Annotated in this window: 19 protein-coding genes; 10 read left to right on the forward strand and 9 right to left on the reverse strand. The window is 58.1% G+C overall.

The window, feature by feature from the left end:
- Positions 1–43: 43 nt before the first annotated feature.
- The 4 genes from K3G63_RS16145 to K3G63_RS16160 all read right to left on the reverse strand — a co-directional run bounded on the left by K3G63_RS16145 (position 44) and on the right by K3G63_RS16160 (position 6,525).
- Positions 44–1,738 (reverse strand): sodium:solute symporter, encoded by a 1,695-nt coding sequence (locus K3G63_RS16145; protein ID WP_220615171.1) that lies wholly within the window; start codon positions 1,736–1,738, stop codon positions 44–46.
- 184 nt (positions 1,739–1,922) lie between these two features.
- Complete coding sequence (locus tag K3G63_RS16150) at positions 1,923–2,609, reverse strand: phosphatase PAP2 family protein (protein WP_220615172.1); 687 nt, start codon at positions 2,607–2,609, stop codon at positions 1,923–1,925.
- Positions 2,610–2,754: 145 nt separating this feature from the next.
- A complete protein-coding gene (locus tag K3G63_RS16155; RefSeq protein ID WP_220615173.1) occupies positions 2,755–5,445 on the reverse strand; it encodes a PIG-L family deacetylase in 2,691 nt (896 codons plus the stop codon).
- 291 nt (positions 5,446–5,736) lie between these two features.
- On the reverse strand, positions 5,737–6,525 hold the full coding sequence (locus K3G63_RS16160; RefSeq protein ID WP_220615174.1) for a hypothetical protein: 789 nt from the start codon (positions 6,523–6,525) through the stop codon (positions 5,737–5,739).
- A gap of 97 nt (positions 6,526–6,622) precedes the next feature.
- Between K3G63_RS16160 and K3G63_RS16165 the strand changes: the two genes are divergently transcribed.
- On the forward strand, positions 6,623–8,275 hold the full coding sequence (locus K3G63_RS16165) for a S8 family peptidase (RefSeq protein ID WP_220615175.1): 1,653 nt from the start codon (positions 6,623–6,625) through the stop codon (positions 8,273–8,275).
- 111 nt (positions 8,276–8,386) lie between these two features.
- On the opposite strand, the gene K3G63_RS16170 is transcribed toward K3G63_RS16165, so the two are convergent.
- A complete protein-coding gene (locus K3G63_RS16170; RefSeq protein ID WP_220615176.1) occupies positions 8,387–8,734 on the reverse strand; it encodes a DUF805 domain-containing protein in 348 nt (115 codons plus the stop codon).
- Positions 8,735–8,890: 156 nt separating this feature from the next.
- On the opposite strand from K3G63_RS16170, the gene K3G63_RS16175 reads away from it, so the two are divergent.
- From K3G63_RS16175 to K3G63_RS16190, 4 genes are all read left to right on the forward strand, one after another.
- Positions 8,891–9,856 (forward strand): YitT family protein, encoded by a 966-nt coding sequence (locus tag K3G63_RS16175; RefSeq protein WP_220615177.1) that lies wholly within the window; start codon positions 8,891–8,893, stop codon positions 9,854–9,856.
- A 108-nt stretch (positions 9,857–9,964) separates the two neighbouring features.
- Positions 9,965–10,795: an MOSC domain-containing protein gene (locus K3G63_RS16180; protein WP_220615178.1), complete on the forward strand. Its 831-nt coding sequence runs from the start codon at positions 9,965–9,967 to the stop codon at positions 10,793–10,795.
- Positions 10,796–11,077: 282 nt separating this feature from the next.
- Positions 11,078–11,890 (forward strand): DUF547 domain-containing protein, encoded by an 813-nt coding sequence (locus K3G63_RS16185; RefSeq protein WP_220615179.1) that lies wholly within the window; start codon positions 11,078–11,080, stop codon positions 11,888–11,890.
- A gap of 91 nt (positions 11,891–11,981) precedes the next feature.
- Positions 11,982–12,659 (forward strand): DUF2461 domain-containing protein, encoded by a 678-nt coding sequence (locus K3G63_RS16190; RefSeq protein ID WP_220615180.1) that lies wholly within the window; start codon positions 11,982–11,984, stop codon positions 12,657–12,659.
- Positions 12,660–12,857: 198 nt separating this feature from the next.
- Here the strand turns inward: K3G63_RS16190 and K3G63_RS16195 are convergent, their stop codons facing one another.
- On the reverse strand, positions 12,858–13,481 hold the full coding sequence (locus K3G63_RS16195; protein ID WP_220615181.1) for a deoxynucleoside kinase: 624 nt from the start codon (positions 13,479–13,481) through the stop codon (positions 12,858–12,860).
- A 261-nt stretch (positions 13,482–13,742) separates the two neighbouring features.
- Between K3G63_RS16195 and K3G63_RS22900 the strand changes: the two genes are divergently transcribed.
- The gene (locus K3G63_RS22900; protein WP_259404524.1) at positions 13,743–13,868 is read left to right on the forward strand and encodes a hypothetical protein; all 126 of its coding nucleotides are present in this window, start codon (positions 13,743–13,745) and stop codon (positions 13,866–13,868) included.
- A 302-nt stretch (positions 13,869–14,170) separates the two neighbouring features.
- Here the strand turns inward: K3G63_RS22900 and K3G63_RS16200 are convergent, their stop codons facing one another.
- Positions 14,171–14,848 carry a DUF6565 domain-containing protein gene (locus K3G63_RS16200; RefSeq protein WP_220615182.1) on the reverse strand — a complete coding sequence of 226 codons (678 nt, stop codon included), beginning with the start codon at positions 14,846–14,848 and terminating at the stop codon, positions 14,171–14,173.
- Between the two features lie 165 nt (positions 14,849–15,013).
- Between K3G63_RS16200 and K3G63_RS16205 the strand changes: the two genes are divergently transcribed.
- Both K3G63_RS16205 and K3G63_RS16210 read left to right on the forward strand, forming a co-directional pair.
- Positions 15,014–15,529 carry a GNAT family N-acetyltransferase gene (locus tag K3G63_RS16205; protein ID WP_220615183.1) on the forward strand — a complete coding sequence of 172 codons (516 nt, stop codon included), beginning with the start codon at positions 15,014–15,016 and terminating at the stop codon, positions 15,527–15,529.
- A gap of 155 nt (positions 15,530–15,684) precedes the next feature.
- A complete protein-coding gene (locus K3G63_RS16210) occupies positions 15,685–15,972 on the forward strand; it encodes a CDGSH iron-sulfur domain-containing protein (protein ID WP_259404525.1) in 288 nt (95 codons plus the stop codon).
- A gap of 86 nt (positions 15,973–16,058) precedes the next feature.
- On the opposite strand, the gene K3G63_RS16215 is transcribed toward K3G63_RS16210, so the two are convergent.
- A complete protein-coding gene (locus K3G63_RS16215; protein ID WP_220615184.1) occupies positions 16,059–16,310 on the reverse strand; it encodes an acyl-CoA-binding protein in 252 nt (83 codons plus the stop codon).
- A gap of 427 nt (positions 16,311–16,737) precedes the next feature.
- Here K3G63_RS16215 and K3G63_RS16220 point away from each other — a divergent pair, with 427 nt between their 5' ends.
- Positions 16,738–17,265, forward strand: coding sequence for a CinA family protein (locus tag K3G63_RS16220; RefSeq protein WP_220615185.1), 528 nt, complete (start codon positions 16,738–16,740; stop codon positions 17,263–17,265).
- A gap of 64 nt (positions 17,266–17,329) precedes the next feature.
- On the opposite strand, the gene K3G63_RS16225 is transcribed toward K3G63_RS16220, so the two are convergent.
- Positions 17,330–18,367 carry a hypothetical protein gene (locus K3G63_RS16225; protein ID WP_220615186.1) on the reverse strand — a complete coding sequence of 346 codons (1,038 nt, stop codon included), beginning with the start codon at positions 18,365–18,367 and terminating at the stop codon, positions 17,330–17,332.
- A gap of 206 nt (positions 18,368–18,573) precedes the next feature.
- Here K3G63_RS16225 and K3G63_RS16230 point away from each other — a divergent pair, with 206 nt between their 5' ends.
- Entirely contained in the window at positions 18,574–19,815 is a 1,242-nt protein-coding gene (locus tag K3G63_RS16230) for a zinc dependent phospholipase C family protein (protein ID WP_220615187.1), read from the forward strand.
- The last annotated feature ends 291 nt before the right edge of the window (positions 19,816–20,106 follow it).

Here is a 20,106-nt window from a genome sequence, read left to right on the forward strand (position 1 = left end):
TGAAATCAAGGGCTTTTTGCTGCCACACTTTTGCTTGTGGTACCTAGGTAGTAGGAGCTGTTTTACTTCCTCGCCCAAACAGGCTACCCAGCACTACCACTCCACACCCCAGGATGTTGTACCAGAGGTAGCCGATATCCGTGGCGAAAAACAAAATCAGCACGATGGTTTGCGCTACCACTGCCGACCAGAACACGGCCTTTCCGCCTACCGACTTCATGAAAAACGCTACCATGAAAATCCCGAGAATGGTGCCGTAAAACAACGAGCCCAGGATGTTCACGGCCTGAATCAGGTTTTCGAGGCGGGCGGCAAAAGTGGCAAACCCGATGCCGAGTACGCCCCACGCTACGGCCGCTACCCGCGAGGCCTTCACGTAGTGCACTTCGGGGTAGTCGGGCTGACCGGGTTTGTACAAATCCACCACAGTGGTAGAAGCCAAAGCATTTAGGCCAGCCGCGGCCGAACCCAAGGCGGCGCTGAGTACCACGGCAATCAGCAAGCCTACTAGGCCTTGGGGGAGGTAGTTCAGCACGAAGGTTAAAAAGACGTAGTCAGTGTCCTTGGCTTCGGTGGCGGGTACAGCTTGTTTCAGTAGCTTCTGGGCCTGCTGGCGTAGGCCCTGGGTAGCCGCCTGGGTAGCCTGCACATGAGTCTGAGCGGCGGCCGCAGCTTCGCTGTTGCCTGTTTGCAGGGCTGCTACCAGCTGGCCGGTAGCATGGCGACGGGCTTCAAAGAGGGTAGCGTGTTCGCGCTCCAATTCGCGCAGGGCGGGGCCGTACTGCTCCGAATGCGCCACCTGAATGTACACCGGCCGGTTGAAAGTAAGCGGTGCCAGGTTGAACTGGTAGAACACGAACAAGAGCACGCCCAGCAGCAGAATCCCGAACTGCATCGGAATTTTTAGCAGGCCGTTCATCAGCAGGCCCAGGCGGCTTTCGGTTATGTCGCGGCCGGTGAGGTAGCGCTGCACCTGGCTCTGGTCGGTGCCGAAGTAGGAAAGGGCCAAGAATAGGCCGCCCGTCATGCCCGACCAGAAGTTGTAGCGGTCCTTGGGGTCGAAGTGAAAATCGACGAGGTTGAGTTTGCCCTGGTGGCCGGCCAGGCGCATGGCATCCACGAAGCCAACTTCGGCGGGCAGGTAGTGCACCAGCAGGTAGCCAGCCACCAACAGCCCGATGAAAATAACGAGCACCTGCCCCTGTTGCGTCACCATCACGGCCCGCGTACCGCCCGATACCGTGTAGGCAATCATTACGCTACCCAGCAGCCACACCGTCAGGTGAATATTCCAGCCCAGAATAGCCGACAATACAAGCGCCGGAGCATACAGCGAAAGGCCGTTGCTAAGGCCACGCTGCACCAAAAACAGCAGGGCCGTGAAAGTGCGCGTGCGCCTATCGAAGCGGCCTTCCAGGTACTCATACGCCGTAAACACCCGCAGGCGGTGGTAAATAGGAACGGCAAAGATGGCAATCAGTACCATGGCAATGGGTAAGCCAAAGTAGAACTGAATGAACCGCATGCCGTCGTCGTAGGCCTGGCCGGGCGTGCTCAGGAAGGTAATGGCTGAGGCCTGGGTAGCCATAATGCTGAGGCCGATGCCCCACCACGAAGCCTGACGCCCCCCCAGCAGGTAGCCATCCAGGGTGTCGCCGGCGCGGCGGGTGCGCCAGGTGCCGTACCCAACGATGAAGAGCAGCGTACCGCCCAGAATCAGCCAGTCGAGCCCACTCATGCGAACAAGTGAGTCAGGTACACAAACACGCCAATCTCTGCTACTAAGGCGGCTACTACCACTACGTACCAGGCTCGCCAAGAAGGCAGCAAGGGAGGCTTAGGCTCTGGAACTTGGGCGGAGGTAGTAAGAGGAGACGACACGAGAGAAACAGCTAGCACGAAGAACAATGCAAGATAGGCACTCAGGCGGCAGCAGAAACGACCGGCTCCGTTGAAAAAGTACCTGTGGGTCGTAGCCACCAGGTAGCTAGTTCAACTCCACAAGTAAGTACCAGCGCCAGACAAACGGACGCAACTACGTCGCTGAGCCAGTGCGCTTCCAGCCCTACCCGCGCCATGCCCACCAACCCGATGCAGGCCAGCAGCCAGGGTCGCGCCTTCGGGAACCGCAGGGCTAAGGGTAGCAGCAAGCCCGCCGCCCAGGCCGTGTGCCCGGACGGAAAGGCATCAAAACGGCCCACAGGCTGCCAGAAGTCAGCATTGGGAGCCTGGTAAGTTACTATAGCCAGCGGGCGGGGCCGGTTAAAGTATAGTTTGAGCAGGTTGGCTACCCCCTCGCTGCCCACCATGGTCAGCAGCACTACCACCCAGATGGTGCAGTGGGGCCAGCGGCGGAAGCGCGCCACCCCGAACAGCACCAGCAGCAAGAGCCACGGCAGCGGCACTCCCAGCCCCCCACCTTTGTGCATAAGCTCCCCGATAGTGTCGGTAACCATCATCAGGGCGGTAAAGAAAGGCAGAACCGGCGCGCCACGCTCATGCACCAGCCGGGCCAGCGGCTCATCCACCACGAAAATGCACAGCAAGGTAAGCGGAACCAGCAGTAGTATACTTGTCAGCAGCACACGTAGGTAGTACTGGATAGTCATGGTAATGCTCGTGCGGCTCTACACGTATGTTATCCGGAGGGAAGCGAAGGACCTCTACCGCTTCGTAGAATTGATAATTACTACCAGTAGAAGTCCTTCGTCCTCGCTTGATGCGCGCCATGCTGAGGTGACAGATGGTTATTTTCTACTTCCCCAACGACACCATGTTGGTGAGTAAGCGGTAGGCACCGGGCACGCCGGCGGGCAGCTCCCGGAACAACGAAAGACCCGTGTAGATGTAGTGCCCTTTGCCGTAATCGGCTACCAGAATGGCGCTTTGCTTGGCTTTCTCGCCGGGGTCGTGGGAACTGAGGACGGTCTGGTATTTGGGGTCCCACTGGGAGGGGTAGTACAGGCCTTGCTCCTGCACCCAGCCCTCGAAGTCCTTGGCGGTAATCTTGTTGGGCGAGTTGAGCAGGGGCTGCTGGGGGTTCAGGAAGGTGACGGGCGCATTTTCTACCGTCACTCTATCGGAAGACAAGGTCAGCGGGTACGGACCAATTTGTGGCATGACGGTGCCGCGGTTCACTACATATTGCACCACCAGGTTGCCGCCGTTTTCGACGTAGCGCAGCAGGGTAGGCTGCACGGTTTTCAGCCTGTCCACTGTGTTGTAGGCCCGCACGCCCAGCACCACGGCATCGAAGCGGCGCAGGTTTTGGTCGGTGAGGTCCTCGGGCTTGAGCAGGGTCACGGTGTAGCCGATCTGGCGCAGGGCGTCGGGCACTTCGTCACCGGCCCCCATGAGGTAGCCGATTTCCTGACCTTTACGCTTAAGGTCCAGCTTTACCAGCGGAGCCACGGCTTCGGGGAAAAGCACTTGGGTAGGAATGTGGTTGTACTCGATGGCCTGGTAACCGCGCGAATACTGCTGCCCGTCCACGGTAGCCACGGCCCGCAGTTCGGTTTTACCTTCCTGGGTCCCACCCCCCGGCTGCACCCGGAACTGCACGGTTTGCTCGGCGTCTTTGCTGGCGAGGTCAAAGGTAAAGCTGGCCGGCTCCGACTTCCAGCCTTGCGGCAAGGTCAGCGCCACGGAGCCTTTCACGCCCGCCTTACCAGCCCGCAAGGTCACGGGAATGGTTTTGGGTTGGTTGTCGGCAAAGACGTAGGCGCGCCCGCCGATGTTTACGGCTACGGGCGGCACCACCACCAGCGGGCGGTACTTCTCTCCTTCTACCGGGTCGGTGCTTTTGTATTGGACAGGAACACTATAGAATAATGAAGTGCCTAACACATTTATCTGCAGGCCTACGTAGGCAAAAGCTGGGTTCTCAGGTAAGCCAATAAGATTCTGTTGATTGACCAGCAACATGGCGTTACGCTCGCGGGTTTGTTTTCCCCCGCCTCCATCCGGCAAGTGCTGGGCAGGAACTGTTGCTACGCCCGGAACTTGAGCTGTTCTTAGTTCTCCTCCCGCAGCTAGTAGTAGCTCATCAGGCACATGATACATCCCAACAGTACCTACTTCCCGGAGCCAATACGGCTGCGATGTTGTGAGCTGCGCAGCAAATCGAAGGGGCAAACGCAGAGAGAGCGGTTTCTCAGTGTTTAATACAGTGTTTAAAGTGGTATCTCGCCCAAATCCTAAAGCTCCTACGCCTCGCACAGTTACGGGTACTGCTGAACGGTTAAGCACATCTAGACGTACTGCTACCGCTTGGTTAGGGGCAATAGTGGGCTCAGAGATAGTAGCTTCCAAGTAGAGGCCCAGACTACCCCGAATCAATTCTTCTATCTGCTCCTGCTTGCTTTTGATCCAGTAATATTCTGGCATTCTAAAGAAGCTTCCTGCCCCTCCCAACACCTTGGCTTGCTGGTCAAGCTTCAGGATAGCCTCGCGCACCTTCAGCAACCCTGCCACGCTGGCGCTGGGGTTGCTGGGGTCGTACTTCCGGATAACATCATCTATCATCTTTCCAATAGCCGCGCCGCCGGGCACCCGGTTCCAGTTCAGGTCAATGCCCTCGAAGGGGTCGGACGTAGCCTTGTCGCCCTTCACGTATTGCAGATACTCCAGGGCCTCACCGCGCTGGGCGGCCGAGCCGAAGCCCTGGCTTTTGTGCTGGGAGCGGCTGCGGGCGGCAATTTCGCCGTAGCTCTGCCCCAGCAGGGGGTTGTAGGCGCCGGCATCCACTTTTAGATAACCCTCCATGTTTTCGCCGGGCTTCACGAAAAAGGAGCCGGTGTTCCAGAACAGACGCTTGGGTTGCCAGGGCTGCACGTATTTCAGCTGCTCCGGGAAGCGCTTAGGGTCGCCGGCAGCATCAAATGCTTCGGCGGCCAGGATGGCGGAGGCGGTGTGGTGGCCGTGGCCGGCGCGGCTATCAGGCGGGAAGCGCGTGATGAGCACATCGGGGCGGCGCTGCCGGATCACCCAGACCATATCGGAAAGCACCTGCTCCTTGTCCCAGATGGTGAAGGTTTCGTCGGGAGTTTTGCTGAAACCGAAGTCGTTGGCGCGGGTAAAGAACTGCCTACCCCCATCAATGCGCCGAGCGGCCAGCAGCTCCTGAGTGCGGATTACGCCGAGTTGTTCGCGCAGCTCCGGGCCGATGAGGTTCTGGCCGCCGTCGCCGCGGGTGCAGCTGAGGTAGCCGGTTTCCAGCAAGCGGCCGTTGGCCAGGTAGGCAATCAGGCGGGTATTTTCGTCGTCGGGGTGCGCGGCAATGTACAGCACCGAGCCCAGCACGTTCAGCTTCTTCAGCCCCAGCAGAATCTCGGACGACGAGTAGGTTTTGGGGGCCTGGGCCTGGGTGGTTAAGGAAGGAATGAGTAGTTGAGTGAGCAGGGCCAGCAAAGTGGCGCGAAAGAAACGCGAGGAGCGCATACGCATACAAAGGAGCATCTTGAAAGCGTGAAGATAACCGCACGCCCCACACGGTGTTTCCCCACTCGCGCTTCCGGACAAGCGAAAAGTTGCCCTATCTCCCGGTTCGACGCCAAAGACGGCCGACCGGTTGACGTTACTGATACCCACCCGGCCGGGTTTGGGCAGGTGGAGGGGGTAGGGAGCTACGGTTCTGGCGGCGCGGAAGTCAACTGCTCGAACGGTTGCGCTGTCGGGCCGGGGCGTGGTGGCCTAGCTTCCTACGCTACATTTTCCGGCAGTACCTGTGCGCGTAGCTCAGTCATCGTTGCAGGGAACATCTACGTTTCCGAATACCAGCGGCATGGCCCACGGTTGTTCTTGGGCTGAGCCGAGGAGTGGGTCCGCTTGCAGGTACTGACGCATTACCCGCAAAGCGGCCGGTACTAGCTCCGGCCGATCTGCTGCCAGAATAGTTAGGGGCTCAGAAGCTGCGGCATCTATTTTCACCCACACCTGAGCCGGCGGCATGTTATGGATACCCGTATAGTGTCGCTCCTCCGGCGTCATGAGGCTCCGTGCTTCACAGTAGCGTCGCGTTACTTCCTTTAGAGGCAGATGCTGCCACAACTTTCTTTCCGCTGGTAATGGAGCAGACTGAACCGAGCCTTCTTGCACCCACACGTGCCACTGGCAGAGGTAGGCAGGGTACATCATTCCAACCTCCGAAGCCGGTTCAGCCAACGTTAGTTGCCCACTAACCCAACTGGCTTTCACCCTCCCTGCGGCGTCAGGCCGAAACCAGCGCCGCAGGTGAATCTGCTTAGCACTTTCCGCGCAGGTCGGCGTAATGGCCAGCAAGTAGAGTTGTTGGTTCTCAATGCCCCAGGTGGCCCGAAAACAACGCCAGTTACTGGAGCTGCCACATACCGTACGGTGGCACGGGGCATCCTTCCGACCTTCAAAATAAATTTCGAGCGGGCTTTCTGATAGATACAGCGTATCGCCGTGGTAAAGCAGAATATCGGGTATCTGCGCGGTAGCCCACGCAACCTGCGGCCACCACCACCCGACTATCATCACTACAACTAGTACCATTTTCTGCATTCGGGAAGATAAGTGAAGAAGCTTCATCTGAGCTTAATCCCCTGGCTCGGTCCTTGCGTACATCCTGCTTTCCTTTCCGTTTTTGAACTCCCCTTGCATGGCGTTTCCCCTTACTTCCCGGCTGCGGCTGCTGGGCCTCTCGTTTCTGTTTCCAGTGCTGGCGGCTTCGGCCCAGACTACCCCTCCCGCTTCCTCGAACCCTGCTACCCCGGCCGCCGCGGCCACGCCCCAATGGTATCTGCTCGACCCGGAGCAGGATGGGGGTGTGATGGGCATCAGCGCCCGCCGGGCCTATGCAGAGCTGCTCCAGGGCAAGGCCTCTACCCCCGTATTGGTGGCCGTTATTGATGCCGGCATCGACACAGCCCACGTGGATCTGAAGCGGGTGTTGTGGCACAACCGCCGCGAAATTGCCGGCAACGGCCAGGACGATGATAAGAACGGTTACGTGGACGACGTGCTGGGCTGGAGCTTTCTGGGCGGAGCTGATGGTCGCAACATCGACGTGGAAACGCTGGAAGAAACACGCATTCTGGCCAAGTTGCAGCCCCTCTACGCCGGCAAAGTGCGTACTGCCGTGCCCGCCGCCAAGCGCGCCGAGTTCGACCTCTACCAGAAGGTAAAGAAGAGCTACGACGCCAAGGTGAAGGAAAACACCCAGCGCCTCCAGGAATTCAATGATGCCTACCGCGAAAACTCCCAAGGCGCGGCGGGCCTTAAGCAGGCACTGGGGGTAGCCCGCCTCGATACGGCCACCCTGCGCAACCCACCCACCCAGGACCCGGAGCTGCGCCAGATTACCCGCGGCCTGTACACTACCCTCATCCAGACGGGGTTTGCCTCCCTGGATGATGTGCTGGAAGAAATGAAAAAGGGCCTGAAGGAAACTCAGGACCAGCTCGACTACGGCCTGAACCTTAAGTACAACCCTCGTCCCATCGTCGGCGACCAACCCGAGGATACCAAGCAGCGCAACTACGGCAACCGCGACGTGCACGGTCCCGACCCCATGCACGGCACCCACGTAGCCGGCATTATCGGGGCTGACCGCGAAAACAACCTGGGGGTGCTCGGGGTGGCGCCCAATGTGCAGATCATGGCCGTGCGTGCCGTTCCCGACGGCGACGAGCGGGACAAAGACGTGGCCAATGCCATCCGCTATGCCGTGGATAACGGCGCTCAGATTATCAATATGAGCTTCGGCAAGTATTACTCGCCCCAGCGTCCGGCCGTGGAAGAAGCCATCAAGTACGCCGCCACTAAAAATGTGCTGCTGGTACACTCGGCCGGTAACGAAAATGAGGACCTCGACAAAACGCTGCAGTATCCGGCTCCGGTGTACCTCAGCGGCCAGCGCGTGCCCAACATGATTACGGTAGGCGCTTCGGCTCGCACCAACGACGAAAGCATGGTGGCCGACTTCTCGAACTACGGTAAAAACCAGGTAGATGTGTTTGCGCCCGGCAACCAGATTTACTCCACCCTACCCGGCAGCCGCTACGGCAACCTGAGCGGCACCAGCATGGCGGCCCCCGTGGTAACCGGCATAGCGGCTACGCTGAAATCGTACTACCCCCAGCTGACGGCCGTGCAGCTCAAGCGCATCATTCTGGAATCGGCAGTGCCCTACCACACCAAGGTGCGCAAGCCCGGCACCACTACCCTCGTTGATTTCGCGGAGCTTTCCCGCACGGGCGGCCTCGTAAATCTGTACCGCGCCCTACAGCTGGCGCAGAAGCCAACCCCCTAGCTCGTGCACCAGTAGTTTTCAGTTGCTGGTATGCAACTCTGCCCCTTCCGAAGGCTCCTTCGCAAAGGAAAGCTCTCCGGAAGGGGCAGTTTTTATAGGGCGCACAGGTAATTACGCAACCGAACGAAGGCGTGTAGCTACGCCGTGGCGGGTGGGGCGCGACAAACCAGGCTGTAGCAGCAGCAGCACCAGCAGGAGGGCATTGAATACGGGCACCAGCAGCAGTAAGGCGTACCAGCCGCTGCGGCCTACATCGTGCAGTCGGCGCACGGCTAGTATGGCAACCAGGGCAGTAGCCAGCAACCACAGGCACGAAGCCAGCCACACCGGAGGCAATTGGCCTGCGGGGGTAAGGGCGTAAAGTAATATCAGTGGCAATAGCGCGGGGGCTATTTCAACGGCAAAGTCCAGCCGCTCCTGACGCCCCCATAACACTTGGTACTCCTGTAACAATGCCATGCTACTCAATTGGTTTGCGGCAGTCTTATCTAACTACGGGCAATAGGGTTTCCAAATTCCGGGCCAAGCTTCCGCTACCCGGTATGCTTGTTCCTGCTTTTCAACATTCCCCCTACCTCACCGTACTGTTTAACTAGCACCCTGCTGTTTCTGCCTATGCTTATTCCTCAACTCATGTTCCTGCGCAAACTTCGTTCTACTACCTCCTCCGAGACGCCGAAGCGTCGCCGACCGGCCCCCGGTGCGCGTCCCGCGCGCGACCGTCGCTGGTGGCGGCGGCAGGTAATCAATACCTTACTAATGGTAGTGGGCGTATTTTCCGCTGGCTTTGGGTTGGAGAGTTTTTTGTTGCCCGGCGGCTTCCTGGATGGGGGCGTAACCGGGGTTTCCTTGCTGATTAGGCAGGTTTTTGGATTGCCGCTGCCCATGCTTATTGTGCTGCTTAACCTGCCCTTCGTGCTTATGGCTTGGCGGCAGCTCGACCCTGGCGTGGCCATTCGAACCCTGCTCGGCATCTTGGCGCTGGCCCTGGTGCTGGCCGTAGTACCCTTCCCCATTGTCACGCAGGATAAGCTGTTGATATCCGTATTTGGGGGCTTCTTCCTCGGGGCCGGTATTGGGTTGGCGATGCGCGGCGGCGGGGTGCTCGATGGCACCGAAATTATGGCCATCTATCTTAGCAAGCAGTCCAGTATGAGCGTCGGTGATATCATATTGGTCTTTAATATTCTCATTTTTGGAGTAGCTGCCTGGGTTTTATCCGTCGAAACGGCGCTTTACTCCATACTGGCTTACCTAGCCGCGGCCAAAACCATCGATTTTATCATTGACGGGCTGGAGGAATACACAGGGGTTACCATTGTTTCGGGCCGCTCCGATGCCATCCGGCGCATGATTACTGAGAAGCTGGGCCGTGGCGCTACCGTATACAACGGCAAGCGGGGGTTTGGTAGCCATGGTCAGCAGCCCAGCCCAGTGGATATTGTTTTTACGGTCATTACCCGTCTGGAAGTATCCAAGCTCAAAGCGGAGGTAGAGCAAATTGACCGGCAAGCCTTCATTGTAATGCACAGCGTACGCGACACCAAAGGCGGTATGATTAAGAAGCGTCCCCTCCACTAGGGGATACGGATCGGGAGCGGATGGTTTACTGTTTTGTACCACGCATAGCCGCGTCGATGAGCGTCAAACTCATCTGTGCACTATCTCAGTATTTCTCATCTTTGCAGCATGGCTGCTCCCCTCCTGCTCTCCGATCTATATATCTATCCTGTGAAATCCCTCGGTGGCATCCGATTATCGGAGTCGATGATAGAACCTCGGGGGCTGCGCCACGACCGTCGGTGGCTGATTGTGAACGAGCGTAACCAGTTTATGACGCAGCGGCAGACGGCAGCCATGGCGCACTTAAAGGTAGCGCCCGCCTACAACGGGTTTCTGCTGACTCACCAGGCCCGCCCCGATTTGCTACCCTTGTTTGTGCCTTTCGAGGCAACGCCGGAGAAAACGCTGTTCGTGACCATCTGGGACGACATGGTGTTTGCTTGGCGGGCGCGGCCTGAGTGCGACGAATGGCTCTCCGAAGCCTTGGGGCAACCTTGCAAACTGGTGTATATGTCGGATATGGTCCGCCGCGACGTGGAGCCGGAGTATAACCCAGAAGGGCAGCTGGTTAGCTTCGCCGATGGCTACCCCTTTCTGCTGATTGGGCAGGAGTCGCTGGCCGAACTGAACACCCGGCTGACTGACCCTGTGGGCATGGACCGTTTCCGCCCCAACCTGGTGTTTAGCGGCGGTGAGGCCTTTGTAGAGGATACTTGGCATCAGTTTTACATCGGGGAACTGCCGTTCCGGGCCGTGCGAGGCTGTGGCCGGTGCATTCTCACTACCATTAATCAGCACACGGGCACCAAGCACCCCTTGGGCGAGCCGCTGCGTACCCTGGCTGCTTACCGGGCCCAGGGAGCTAAGAATAAGGTGCTGTTTGGGCAGAACGTGACGGGTGTGGGCCACGGGGTAGTGCGTGTCGGCGAAAGTATCCGGGTTGAAAGCCTGAAATAACGGGCAAATAAGCCTGTCACTGCTAGGTGCAAACATGCGCTGTGACAAATAGCGCACTGCAGCAAATAGGATAATTATTGGATATATTTTTATTAGGTGGGTGGTAGTATTACCCTAATGCTATACATTTGATAATCCAATTACATATTAGGCAAATCACGTTTGCCGGCTGTTTGGCCGGCTTCTTACCGTGAATAGCCACACTTTTTGCTGGTACAGGTACTCGACCTCCTTGCCTCGCCAGCTAGTTTACCGTTCTGCTCTGCGTTCTTAGCCTATTGCATGCCCCGCCTCTCTGCCATTGTCTTTTTTCGCCTGTTATTGCTCGGGCTCTGCCTCCTGTCCCCGGCCGCGCTCCACGCCAAGGATAACAACTACCTGAACCTGCTGCACCAACCCTGGGAGCACCTGATACGCCACCACGTCATGGCCGATGGCCGACTGGATTACGAAGGGCTGGTGGAGGAGGAAGATGTGCTGCTTGGATACCTGGCTAATCTGCGTAAGGTAAAGCCCGACCCCAACTCCTGGTCGCCCGACGAGACGAAAGCATTTTGGCTGAATGTGTACAATGCCGCTGCCACTTCGCTGGTAGTGCAGTACTACCCTGTAGCCAGCATCAACGACATTCGGGTCAAAACCGTGGGCGGAGTGAAGTCGCCCTGGGAAGCGCCGATTGTCAACGTAGGCGGTCAGAGCTACTCGCTTAATCAGATTGAACAGCAGATGCTGCGCGACCAGTTTCACGACCCTCGGGTGCACTTTGCCCTCATGTATGGGGCGGTATCCGGCGCCCCGCTGCTCGGCGAGGCATACGATGGTGGCCGCCTCCACAGCCAGCTTGAGGAACAGACCCGCCGCTTTATCAATGACCCGGCCTTTAACCAGTTGACGCCCCAGCTGGTAAAGCTTTCGGGCTTGTTTGAGGCGTACGCTGCCGAGTTCGGCTCGGAGGCGCAACTGGTAGCTTTCCTGAACCGCTACGCCCGCACGCCACTCACCCCCTCGGCCCTCACCATAGAGTATCAGTCGTTTAACTGGGCCCTCAACGACCGGACCAGCCTCAGCAGCACCCACGCGCTAAACAAGCGGTAGCCTGCACCCGAACTTCCCCGGCAGCCACCCCGTACCGGCTAGCGGTGCGGGACGCTTTTTCTTGAGCCCGTGCCTGCTACCTTCTTCTGCTATGAACCTACCCCTCGTCCTGGACTTTCTGCGCGAGCTGGCCGCCAACAATAACAAAGTCTGGATGGACGCCCACCGCGCCGACTACCACCGCGCCCGCGCCGAATACACCACCTTTGTCGCCAGCCTGCTACGTACCGCTGCCGACGAACTGGAGCCGGCCCTGCGCGGCCTCACGCCCCAGGATGTAATGTTCCGCATCAACAAAAACGACCGGTTTCAGCAGAGCGACGAGCCCTACAAGCGTCACATGGGGGCGGGCCTTAAGCCCGGTGGCCGGCACAGCGCTTGGGCCGGCTATTTTGTGGCCGTTGAGCCTGGCGGCGAAACCTACGTAGGGGCAGGCCGCTGGATGCCCGAGCCGGCGCAACTGGCCCGTATCCGCCAGGAAATTCACTACAATGCTCCCGCTTTCCACGCCCTGCGCCAGGATGCTAAGTTGCTCGGCCAGTTTCCGGCGGGCCTGGATATGTCGCAGGCGCTAAAAACAGCTCCCAAGGGCTACGACCGCACCGACCCCGATATTGAATGGCTGCGCTTGAAAAGCTTTTTTGTGTGGCGCGCCTTTCCCGATGCCGAGGTCTGCCGCCCAGACTTCCCGGCCCGCGTGCTAGCGGCCTGGCAAGCAGCCCGACCATTCGTACGCTTCCTCAACGAGGCCATGCAGGAACAAGGGTGAGGGTATGCCTGGGCGAGAAGGCCCGACGAGGCTGTCTTTGCTCGCCTTTGCCAAAGCTCCACTAACGGAACAAGCCCTTACTGCTCGCGCGAGCAGTAAGGGCTTGTTCCGTTAGTAAGGAGGTAGCACGTTGGTCAGGACGCATGGCGTCGCGCTGCTCGGCACAACACGTCACTCATTTGCTTACTTAATCACCAGTTAAAACAGCCCGAACAGGGTGCTGTTGATTTTTTCGATGATGACGCTCAGGTCCTCGGGGTGATTAACGTAGTCGAGGTTATTGACATCCACGATCAGCAGCTTGCCGTGCTTGTAAGAGCTAATCCACTCCTCGTAATGTTCGTTGAGGTGCTTGAGGTAGTCAATCTTAATATTGTTCTCGTAGTCGCGGTTGCGCTTATCAATCTGCGCCACCAGCTTGGGCAGGTCGGCGCGCAGATAAAGCAGCAGATCAGGCGGGTCTACCATGCTGATCATGGAAGTAAACAGGCTCAGGTAATTCTGGTAGTCGCGCTCCGCCATCAGGCCAGACTGGTGCAGATTGGCCGCGAAGATGTGGGCGTCCTCGTAAATCGTGCGGTCCTGAATAACACCTTTGCTGGCGCGCTGTAGTTCCTTGATGCGCTGGGTCTGACGAAAGCGGCTATTAAGAAAATAGACCTGCAGATGAAATGCCCAGCGCGGCATATCGTCGTAGAAATCTTTGAGATAAGGGTTATGGTCGACGTCTTCCAGGAACACCTCCCAGTTGAAGTGATGAGCCAACTTGTTGGCCAGGGTAGTTTTGCCGGCGCCAATATTGCCGACGATTGCTATGTGCATGAGCGAAGCGCAGAAAAAACGGAGCGGCAAAAATAGCAGGTACCAACCGAACCAAACAGCAAACCGTCCCGATCCTGCACAAGGTAGTTTTCAGTATAGTATAGCCCTGCCGCCTTTTGTGAAGCGGCTATGCCTTCCCTACCTCTCCAACCACTAGGCACGCTGGCCGATGCCCACGGCAATACCGTAGCAGAATTGCTCCACTCCCCCACGCACTACCAGCTCTGCCTTCGGTAGTACGGTAACTTACCGGGGCAGGAAGTGAAACACGTAGCCGAAGCAGCGCTTACCCTGCAAGCCAGCCCACGCTACGCCCTTCTTCTCAATGATAAAAGCCATGCTACCGGCGGCTGGACGGAAGCCATGGAGCGGCTAGAATACGAGTAGTTACCCCCAAGCCCTGCAGGAAGGTATGCAGGCCATTGCCTGCGCTTTCTCGCCCGAACTGCACAACCGGCTCAGCAGCATCAATTTTTTGAGCGGGTACGGTAGCCTCTTACCATTCAGCTGTTGTATGATGTACCCACGGCCTGGCAGGGGCTGCGGCGGCAGGGCCGGTCATTTCTCTTCCTACAGGAAACAGCTCTGAAGCGCCACAGAGCCCGCCTCTAGAGAGAGACTACATAGAAACAACGCCGCGACCCTCCGAGGGCCGCGGCGTTGTTTGTCAGGACCTGATGTGAGGCAGACTACTCACGCATTACATCCTTCACGTCGCGGGCCTTTTCCAGGGTGCGAAACTCGCCCTGCAGACTGCGGATGCGCAGGCGCTCCTCCAGAGGCAGCTGTTCCCGCACCTGCTCGTAGCGGGCGTTCAGACGGCTAAGCACGGCGCTTGCCGCGCTCCAGTCGGCCTGGGTCCAGTTTTGCTTGTTGGAGCGCATGGTTTCCAGCAGGCGGAAGTACAGGTCGGGTAGTTCCGTGGCCCGGGCCCGGCTGATGTTTACGTCCTCACCCAGCAAGCGGCGCTGGGTTGCATCGGCGGTAGTGGGGCGGCGCGCGGCGGCATCTAGGCTGTCCTGGCGGGTAGCCCACTTCCGGTAGCGGGTTTTCTGGATGGTGTACTCGCGCTTGCCCTCTACGGTGAGGCTATCCACGGCTTTATCAATCCGGTTGCTCTGGCGGTCAAACTCCGCCGTTAGGCGCGGCAGTTCCCGGCGCGCCGTGGTAGCGGCCTGGTCTACCTTGTCGTTAACCCAGTCGCTGAACACGCGCAGGTCCCGTTCCACGCCAGCGGTAGTGGAGCTGGCCGAGGGCGTTTTCGTGGTCTTGGTAGCCGTTTTGGGCGTTTGCTGGGCCAGGGCAGCCGGGGCGGCCAGTAGGGCAGCACCCGTCAGCAGCGCAAGTGACAACAGGAAAGGTCTCATAGGCAGGAAGTCGTCGGGGGAAGAGAGTGTAGATGATAAAGTAAAGCACCGGAACGGCCGAAGCACCGAACCCGTGTGACTTACGCAGGCAATTTCCGGCCCAAAACGAGCGAAACCAGGAATTGGGTTCGGTTTTACGCCGAATAATGCCGTTTTTTGCCCGCTATGTCAGTCTCTGCCGCTCCGCCTCTTCGCATCCAATCCGCTACTCCGGCCGATATTCCCACGATTATCAGCTTGGCGGAAGCTACTTGGGAGCCTACCTACCGTTTCATCATTTCGCGGGAGCAGATTGAGTACATGTACCGCGTGATTTACACGCCGGCGTCGTTGGAGCGGCAAATGAGCGAACAGGGCCACACCTTTCTGCTGGTATACGTAGAGGATGAGCCCCGGGGCTACGCTTCCTTCTCGGCCCAGGCCAGCGCCGGCCTCTACAAGCTGCACAAAATCTACGTGCTACCCTCGGCCCAGGGCCACGGCCTGGGTCAGCAGCTGGTAAAGGCGGTGGAGCAAGCCGTGCGGGCAGCCGGTGGCCACACCCTGGAGCTGAACGTAAACCGGCACAACCCTGCGCTGGCGTTCTACGAACACCTGGGCTTTCAGCTTCATCGGGAAGAGGACATCGCCATCGGGCCTTACTGGATGAATGACTACGTACTGCGTAAAGAGCTTCTTTAAATAGTGAGATGGTAGCATGGCTGCCTGGCGCGTTTACCGTACTGCCTGTGCTAGTAACGTAAGCAGCGCAGCTTGGCCCCCACAACTTCAGTTCTCTGTCTTACCAGTAGCTCACTTCACTAACTACCCCTTACACCACCTCACTCCATTGTCATATGGCTACTAAACTTACCGTTCTCAGCAACGGATCCTTGCGCGTAGAGGGCACCGATTTTGAAATTGTGGACGCCCAGGGCCAGCCTTATGGCCTTGGCGGCCGCGAGCGGGTGAGCATCTGCCGCTGTGGCCTCTCCCATAACAAACCCTTTTGCGATGGCTCGCACAAAGGCCACTTCGAGCACAATGCTGTGGCCTTTGATCTGCCGACGCCCGGTGCCCCTGCCGCTCCGGTAGCGCCTCCGGCTCCGGCAGCTCCGGATGCCGGCAACCAGCCCCTGGGCTAAGTTCCACTTGGCCCTACCTAACACAGCGGCCCGCTGCTACCTGCGTAGCAGCGGGCCGCTGTGTTAGGTAGGGCTGCTACCGAAAGCTAGAACAGAGAATTAACAAAATCAACGTATTCCTGCCGGGCTTCTTCCTGCGACTTACCACGCAGGCCGGCCCAGGCGTCGTATTTGGCAATACCCTTAAAATCGAAGCCCCCGGGTCGCTCGCCGGTTACGTCGCCCTCGCTGGCTTGCTTGAAGAGCGCATACAGCTTTAGGAGGGTTGAGTTATCCGGTTTGCTAGGGAGCTGCTGTACGCGCTGCTGCGCAGCTTCAAAATCGGCAGTGGTAGCCATTGTGAAAAAGTAAAGAATGAAAGAAAGGAAGCGCGCCACCGGAGCGATGGGTAGCAAACCAGCGGCGGCAAAAGATACGCATTGCAACCAAACTAGGCTGCATGCAGCGTTTTTACGGGCGCTATTTTCCTAGCCCACTTCTCTCTTACCGTCCGGCGCGGTGCTTAGCGGCACCCTTCTCTTCTATTTCCTCCGGGCCCAGGCCAGAAAACGTATCTGCTCTGCGGCCGACTGCTGGATACGTACCCGGACCGCAATGTAGGTAGTAGCAGAAAAAACGGCCGGGTGATGGCCGTGGACGCCGCTCTGGTACAGAATATCGGCCCGGAATAGTACTTCTCACAGTTCTGCGGCGGCTAGTTTTACCTCAACCATAACATTTAGCGGCCTAAGTGGCGTAGAGAGAATGTTCGTTCTATCTATCGTCATGAAGCCTACCGACCTGAATACCCTCGTGCAGAAGTTTCTGCAGTATAAGCTTACAATTGCCTTTGCGGAAAGCTGCACGGCGGGTCTGCTAGCCTCCGAGTTTGTGAAAGCCACAGGCAGCAGCGAAGTACTGCTCGGCTCTGTGGTAACGTACCATCCCACAGCCAAACAGCGGTTGCTGGGCGTGAAAAAGGAAACTCTGGCTTTGTACACCGCCGAAAGCCAACAGGTTACCAATGAAATGGTCATGGGCCTGCACAAGCACCTGCCTTCAGCCGATATCTGCGTGGCCGTAACGGGGTTGTGCGCGGGCGGAGCTTCCGAGTCAGAGGACAAGCCGGTGGGCACCATGTACTTCACAGTGCTGCACCAGAACCGCGCCTATGAGCTGCGCCAGGAGTTCAGTGGCAACTGCGACAAAGTGCGGCAGCTAGCCGTCGACTACATCTACGACTACCTCAATACCTTGCTCGATGAATACGCCGAACAGCATGCCGGCACCGCCATTGAGGAGAAAATGAAGTAGCGAAGCGGGGGAGCTAGGAATTTCTGTTGTCCTGCGCCCTCTCCATGACAACAACAGTACCTGCCTACTTCACTACTTTATTCCGGCCTAGGGTTAGCAGCAGGTTCAGGCGTACTACGTCGCCCATGCTGCGGCAGGTAGTGAACTGCTCCGTGCGGTGGTGCTGGTTTAGCTGGGCTTTTAGTTGGGCTACTTTTTCCGGGGGCGAAACGTCGTCGCGGCGCAGGCAGTCTATCAGATCCTTGAGACGGTAGCGCTCCGAGCGGGCGCGGCGGGCCATAAGCGTGCGTTCCTCGGTTTGGTACTGCCGGATGGTTTCGGGCTCCAGCAGCTTGCTGCACAGTAGCACTACGGCGCGGTTATCCTTGAAAAACTGCGGCAGGTACATATGCTTTTTGCCCTCGTAGCATTGCTGGTCGAAGTCAATGGCTCGCACCCGGTACTGCTCATCTTCGAAGTCGGGGGTCACATCGATGACGTAATTGTAAGCCCGCATATCGCCGAGCAGGCGGGCGAAGCACCGCTCATTGAACTTCACAAATTCCTTGGCGATGCGCACTTGGTTCAGGTGAGGACGCTGCAGATGGTATCGGATGAAGTCGTCGCCGGGGATGCCAGCAATGTGTTCCTCAATCAGCGTGTTATTGTGCACCAGGTAGTTGATGCTGTTAGGCGAAAGCAGGTGCTCCAGCTCCAGACCGTACACGCGTGAGGCATCAGCCCGCTTTACGTAGAAATAGTCGTAGTTGTCGTTGAGCTGATTGACGATGCGCACCCGGAATGGGTTGGAGTTCCCAAAGCGGCAGTAGTCAATGCGGTCGGCCAGCAGGTGGTCAGTAAATGACAGGTCGCCGGCAGTTTTTAGGAGGGCGTACACCTGGGCTAGCCCCTGGCTTAGTTCCCGCAGGGCCTGGGGCTCATAGAACACGGTTTCCCAGAGCGTATCGCGCCCCTGCCGGTCCAGAAGCGGGAAGCTTCCGCTGATGCGCGTCAGGTCCAGGTAGGCAACGGGCAGCTGGGTTTCCCGGTCGTAGTGGCGCAGATAGTGCCGCAATGGCTCCTGAATGGGGTAGGTAATTTTCTTTTTGGAAATGAGCGTCACGGGTGGGGCAGGTAGGTAGGGCTACAAGGTATATGCTACGCACGAGTAGCCGCGTAAGTATACCGGTAGCCAGAGTAAGCAACCTGCGCAACGGCTGAAATGGCCGAAGCACCGAGCAGCACCCATCACATCTTCCGGTCAAAAATCAGCGCATCAGGCGCTTCCGTTGTACCTTCGTGGGCGGTACCCGCTGACGTTGCGTTGCTATGAGAAAACTTCTGCTCACTCTTTTTGTCGTGCTATTATGCCCGGTATTGTCGCCGGGCTGGGGCTTTTTTGGCCACCGCACCATTACCCAGATTTCGGTGTACGCCCTGCCTTCCGCCATGCGGGGCTTCTACTACCGCAACCTGCCTCAGTTGCTGAAGCTGAGCACCGCCGCCGACGAGCGGCGCGGCCAGGATCCGCTGGAGGCCAGCCGGCACTTCATCCGCATGGACCACTACGGCGACGACCCCTTCGGCCTCATGCCCAAAGCCTGGGACAAGGCCGTGGCCAAGTACACGGCTGATACCCTGCGCAAATACGGCACGCTGCCGTGGGCCGTACTGGAAACCAAAACCAAGCTGACGGAGGCCTTCCGCCAGCGCGACACGGCCGCCATCATCAGCCTCTCCGCCGACCTGGGCCACTACGTAGCCGACGCCTACGTGCCCCTGAACACCACCGTGAACTACGACGGACAGCTTACCAAACAGGAAGGCATTCAGGCCCTGTGGGCCAACAAGCTACCCGAGCGCAACATTGCCAAGTACAAGCTGGACAGTGAATCGGGGCACTATTCCAAAGATCCGTTGAAGGAAATTTGGCAGACGGTGCAGGACTCCTACGGTTTTCTGGGCGAAACCTTTGATCGGGAAGAGGAAATAACCCGCAAGTACACACCCGAAACCAAATACGTGTTCAGCCACAAGTACGGCAAAACCCGCCGCTCCTACTCCGACGCTTTTGCCGACTCTTACCACGAGAAAGTGGGGGGGCAGGTAGCCTACCGGCTAAAGCTGGCCCCCACCCTGGTAGCCTCCATGTGGATGACGGCCTGGAAGGATGCCGGCAGCCCCAACCTGGACACGTTCCTAAAAAAAGCGCCGACCAAGGAGGAAAAGCAGAAGCTTGAGGATGAAATGAAAATCTGGAAGGACAATGGACTAGTAGAAAGCCAGCTGCTGCTGTCCATGCAGAAATTCACGGAGGCCGAGCGCCCCGACCTGATTAATGCCGCCAAAGACATGCAGGCCCTGCCCGCCGATGCGGAAGCTGCCCCCGCCGCGCCGGCGGTAGTACCCGGCGCCCCAGCCCTGCCGGCCGGCACCAACAAGGTTAAAACCAAAAGCAAGCCCGCCGCTGCGCCAGCCCAGAAGGAGAAAGCCAAGGTAGACAAACCGGCCAAAGCCAAGAAAAAACCAGCTTCCGATGGCTGGGATACGCCTGCCGGCTCTGGTTGGTAACCTCCTCAGCAGAAAGCGCAATTACTAGGTGCAGTCAGCCAATGGGCGGGCTGCACTTTTTTTGCACCTACCAAGGGCGCATTATAAATCTGAAAATCAGCTATTTAGGGTACACTGCCAGCTTTTGAAAGAAGCCAGCGCACTACCAAGCCGTAGGCTGGGCCTCTGGGTTTACTCCTAAAAGATACGCGCTACTCCACCCTCAACTACATCATTATCAGCTATATGCCTTATAACAACATTCTGGTATCGGGATAACCTCGCGCTCAATCCCCCGTTAAGCAGCAAGAT

It is taken from the genome of Hymenobacter sp. HSC-4F20, from assembly GCF_019599275.1.
Classification (GTDB): Bacteria; Bacteroidota; Bacteroidia; order Cytophagales; family Hymenobacteraceae; genus Hymenobacter.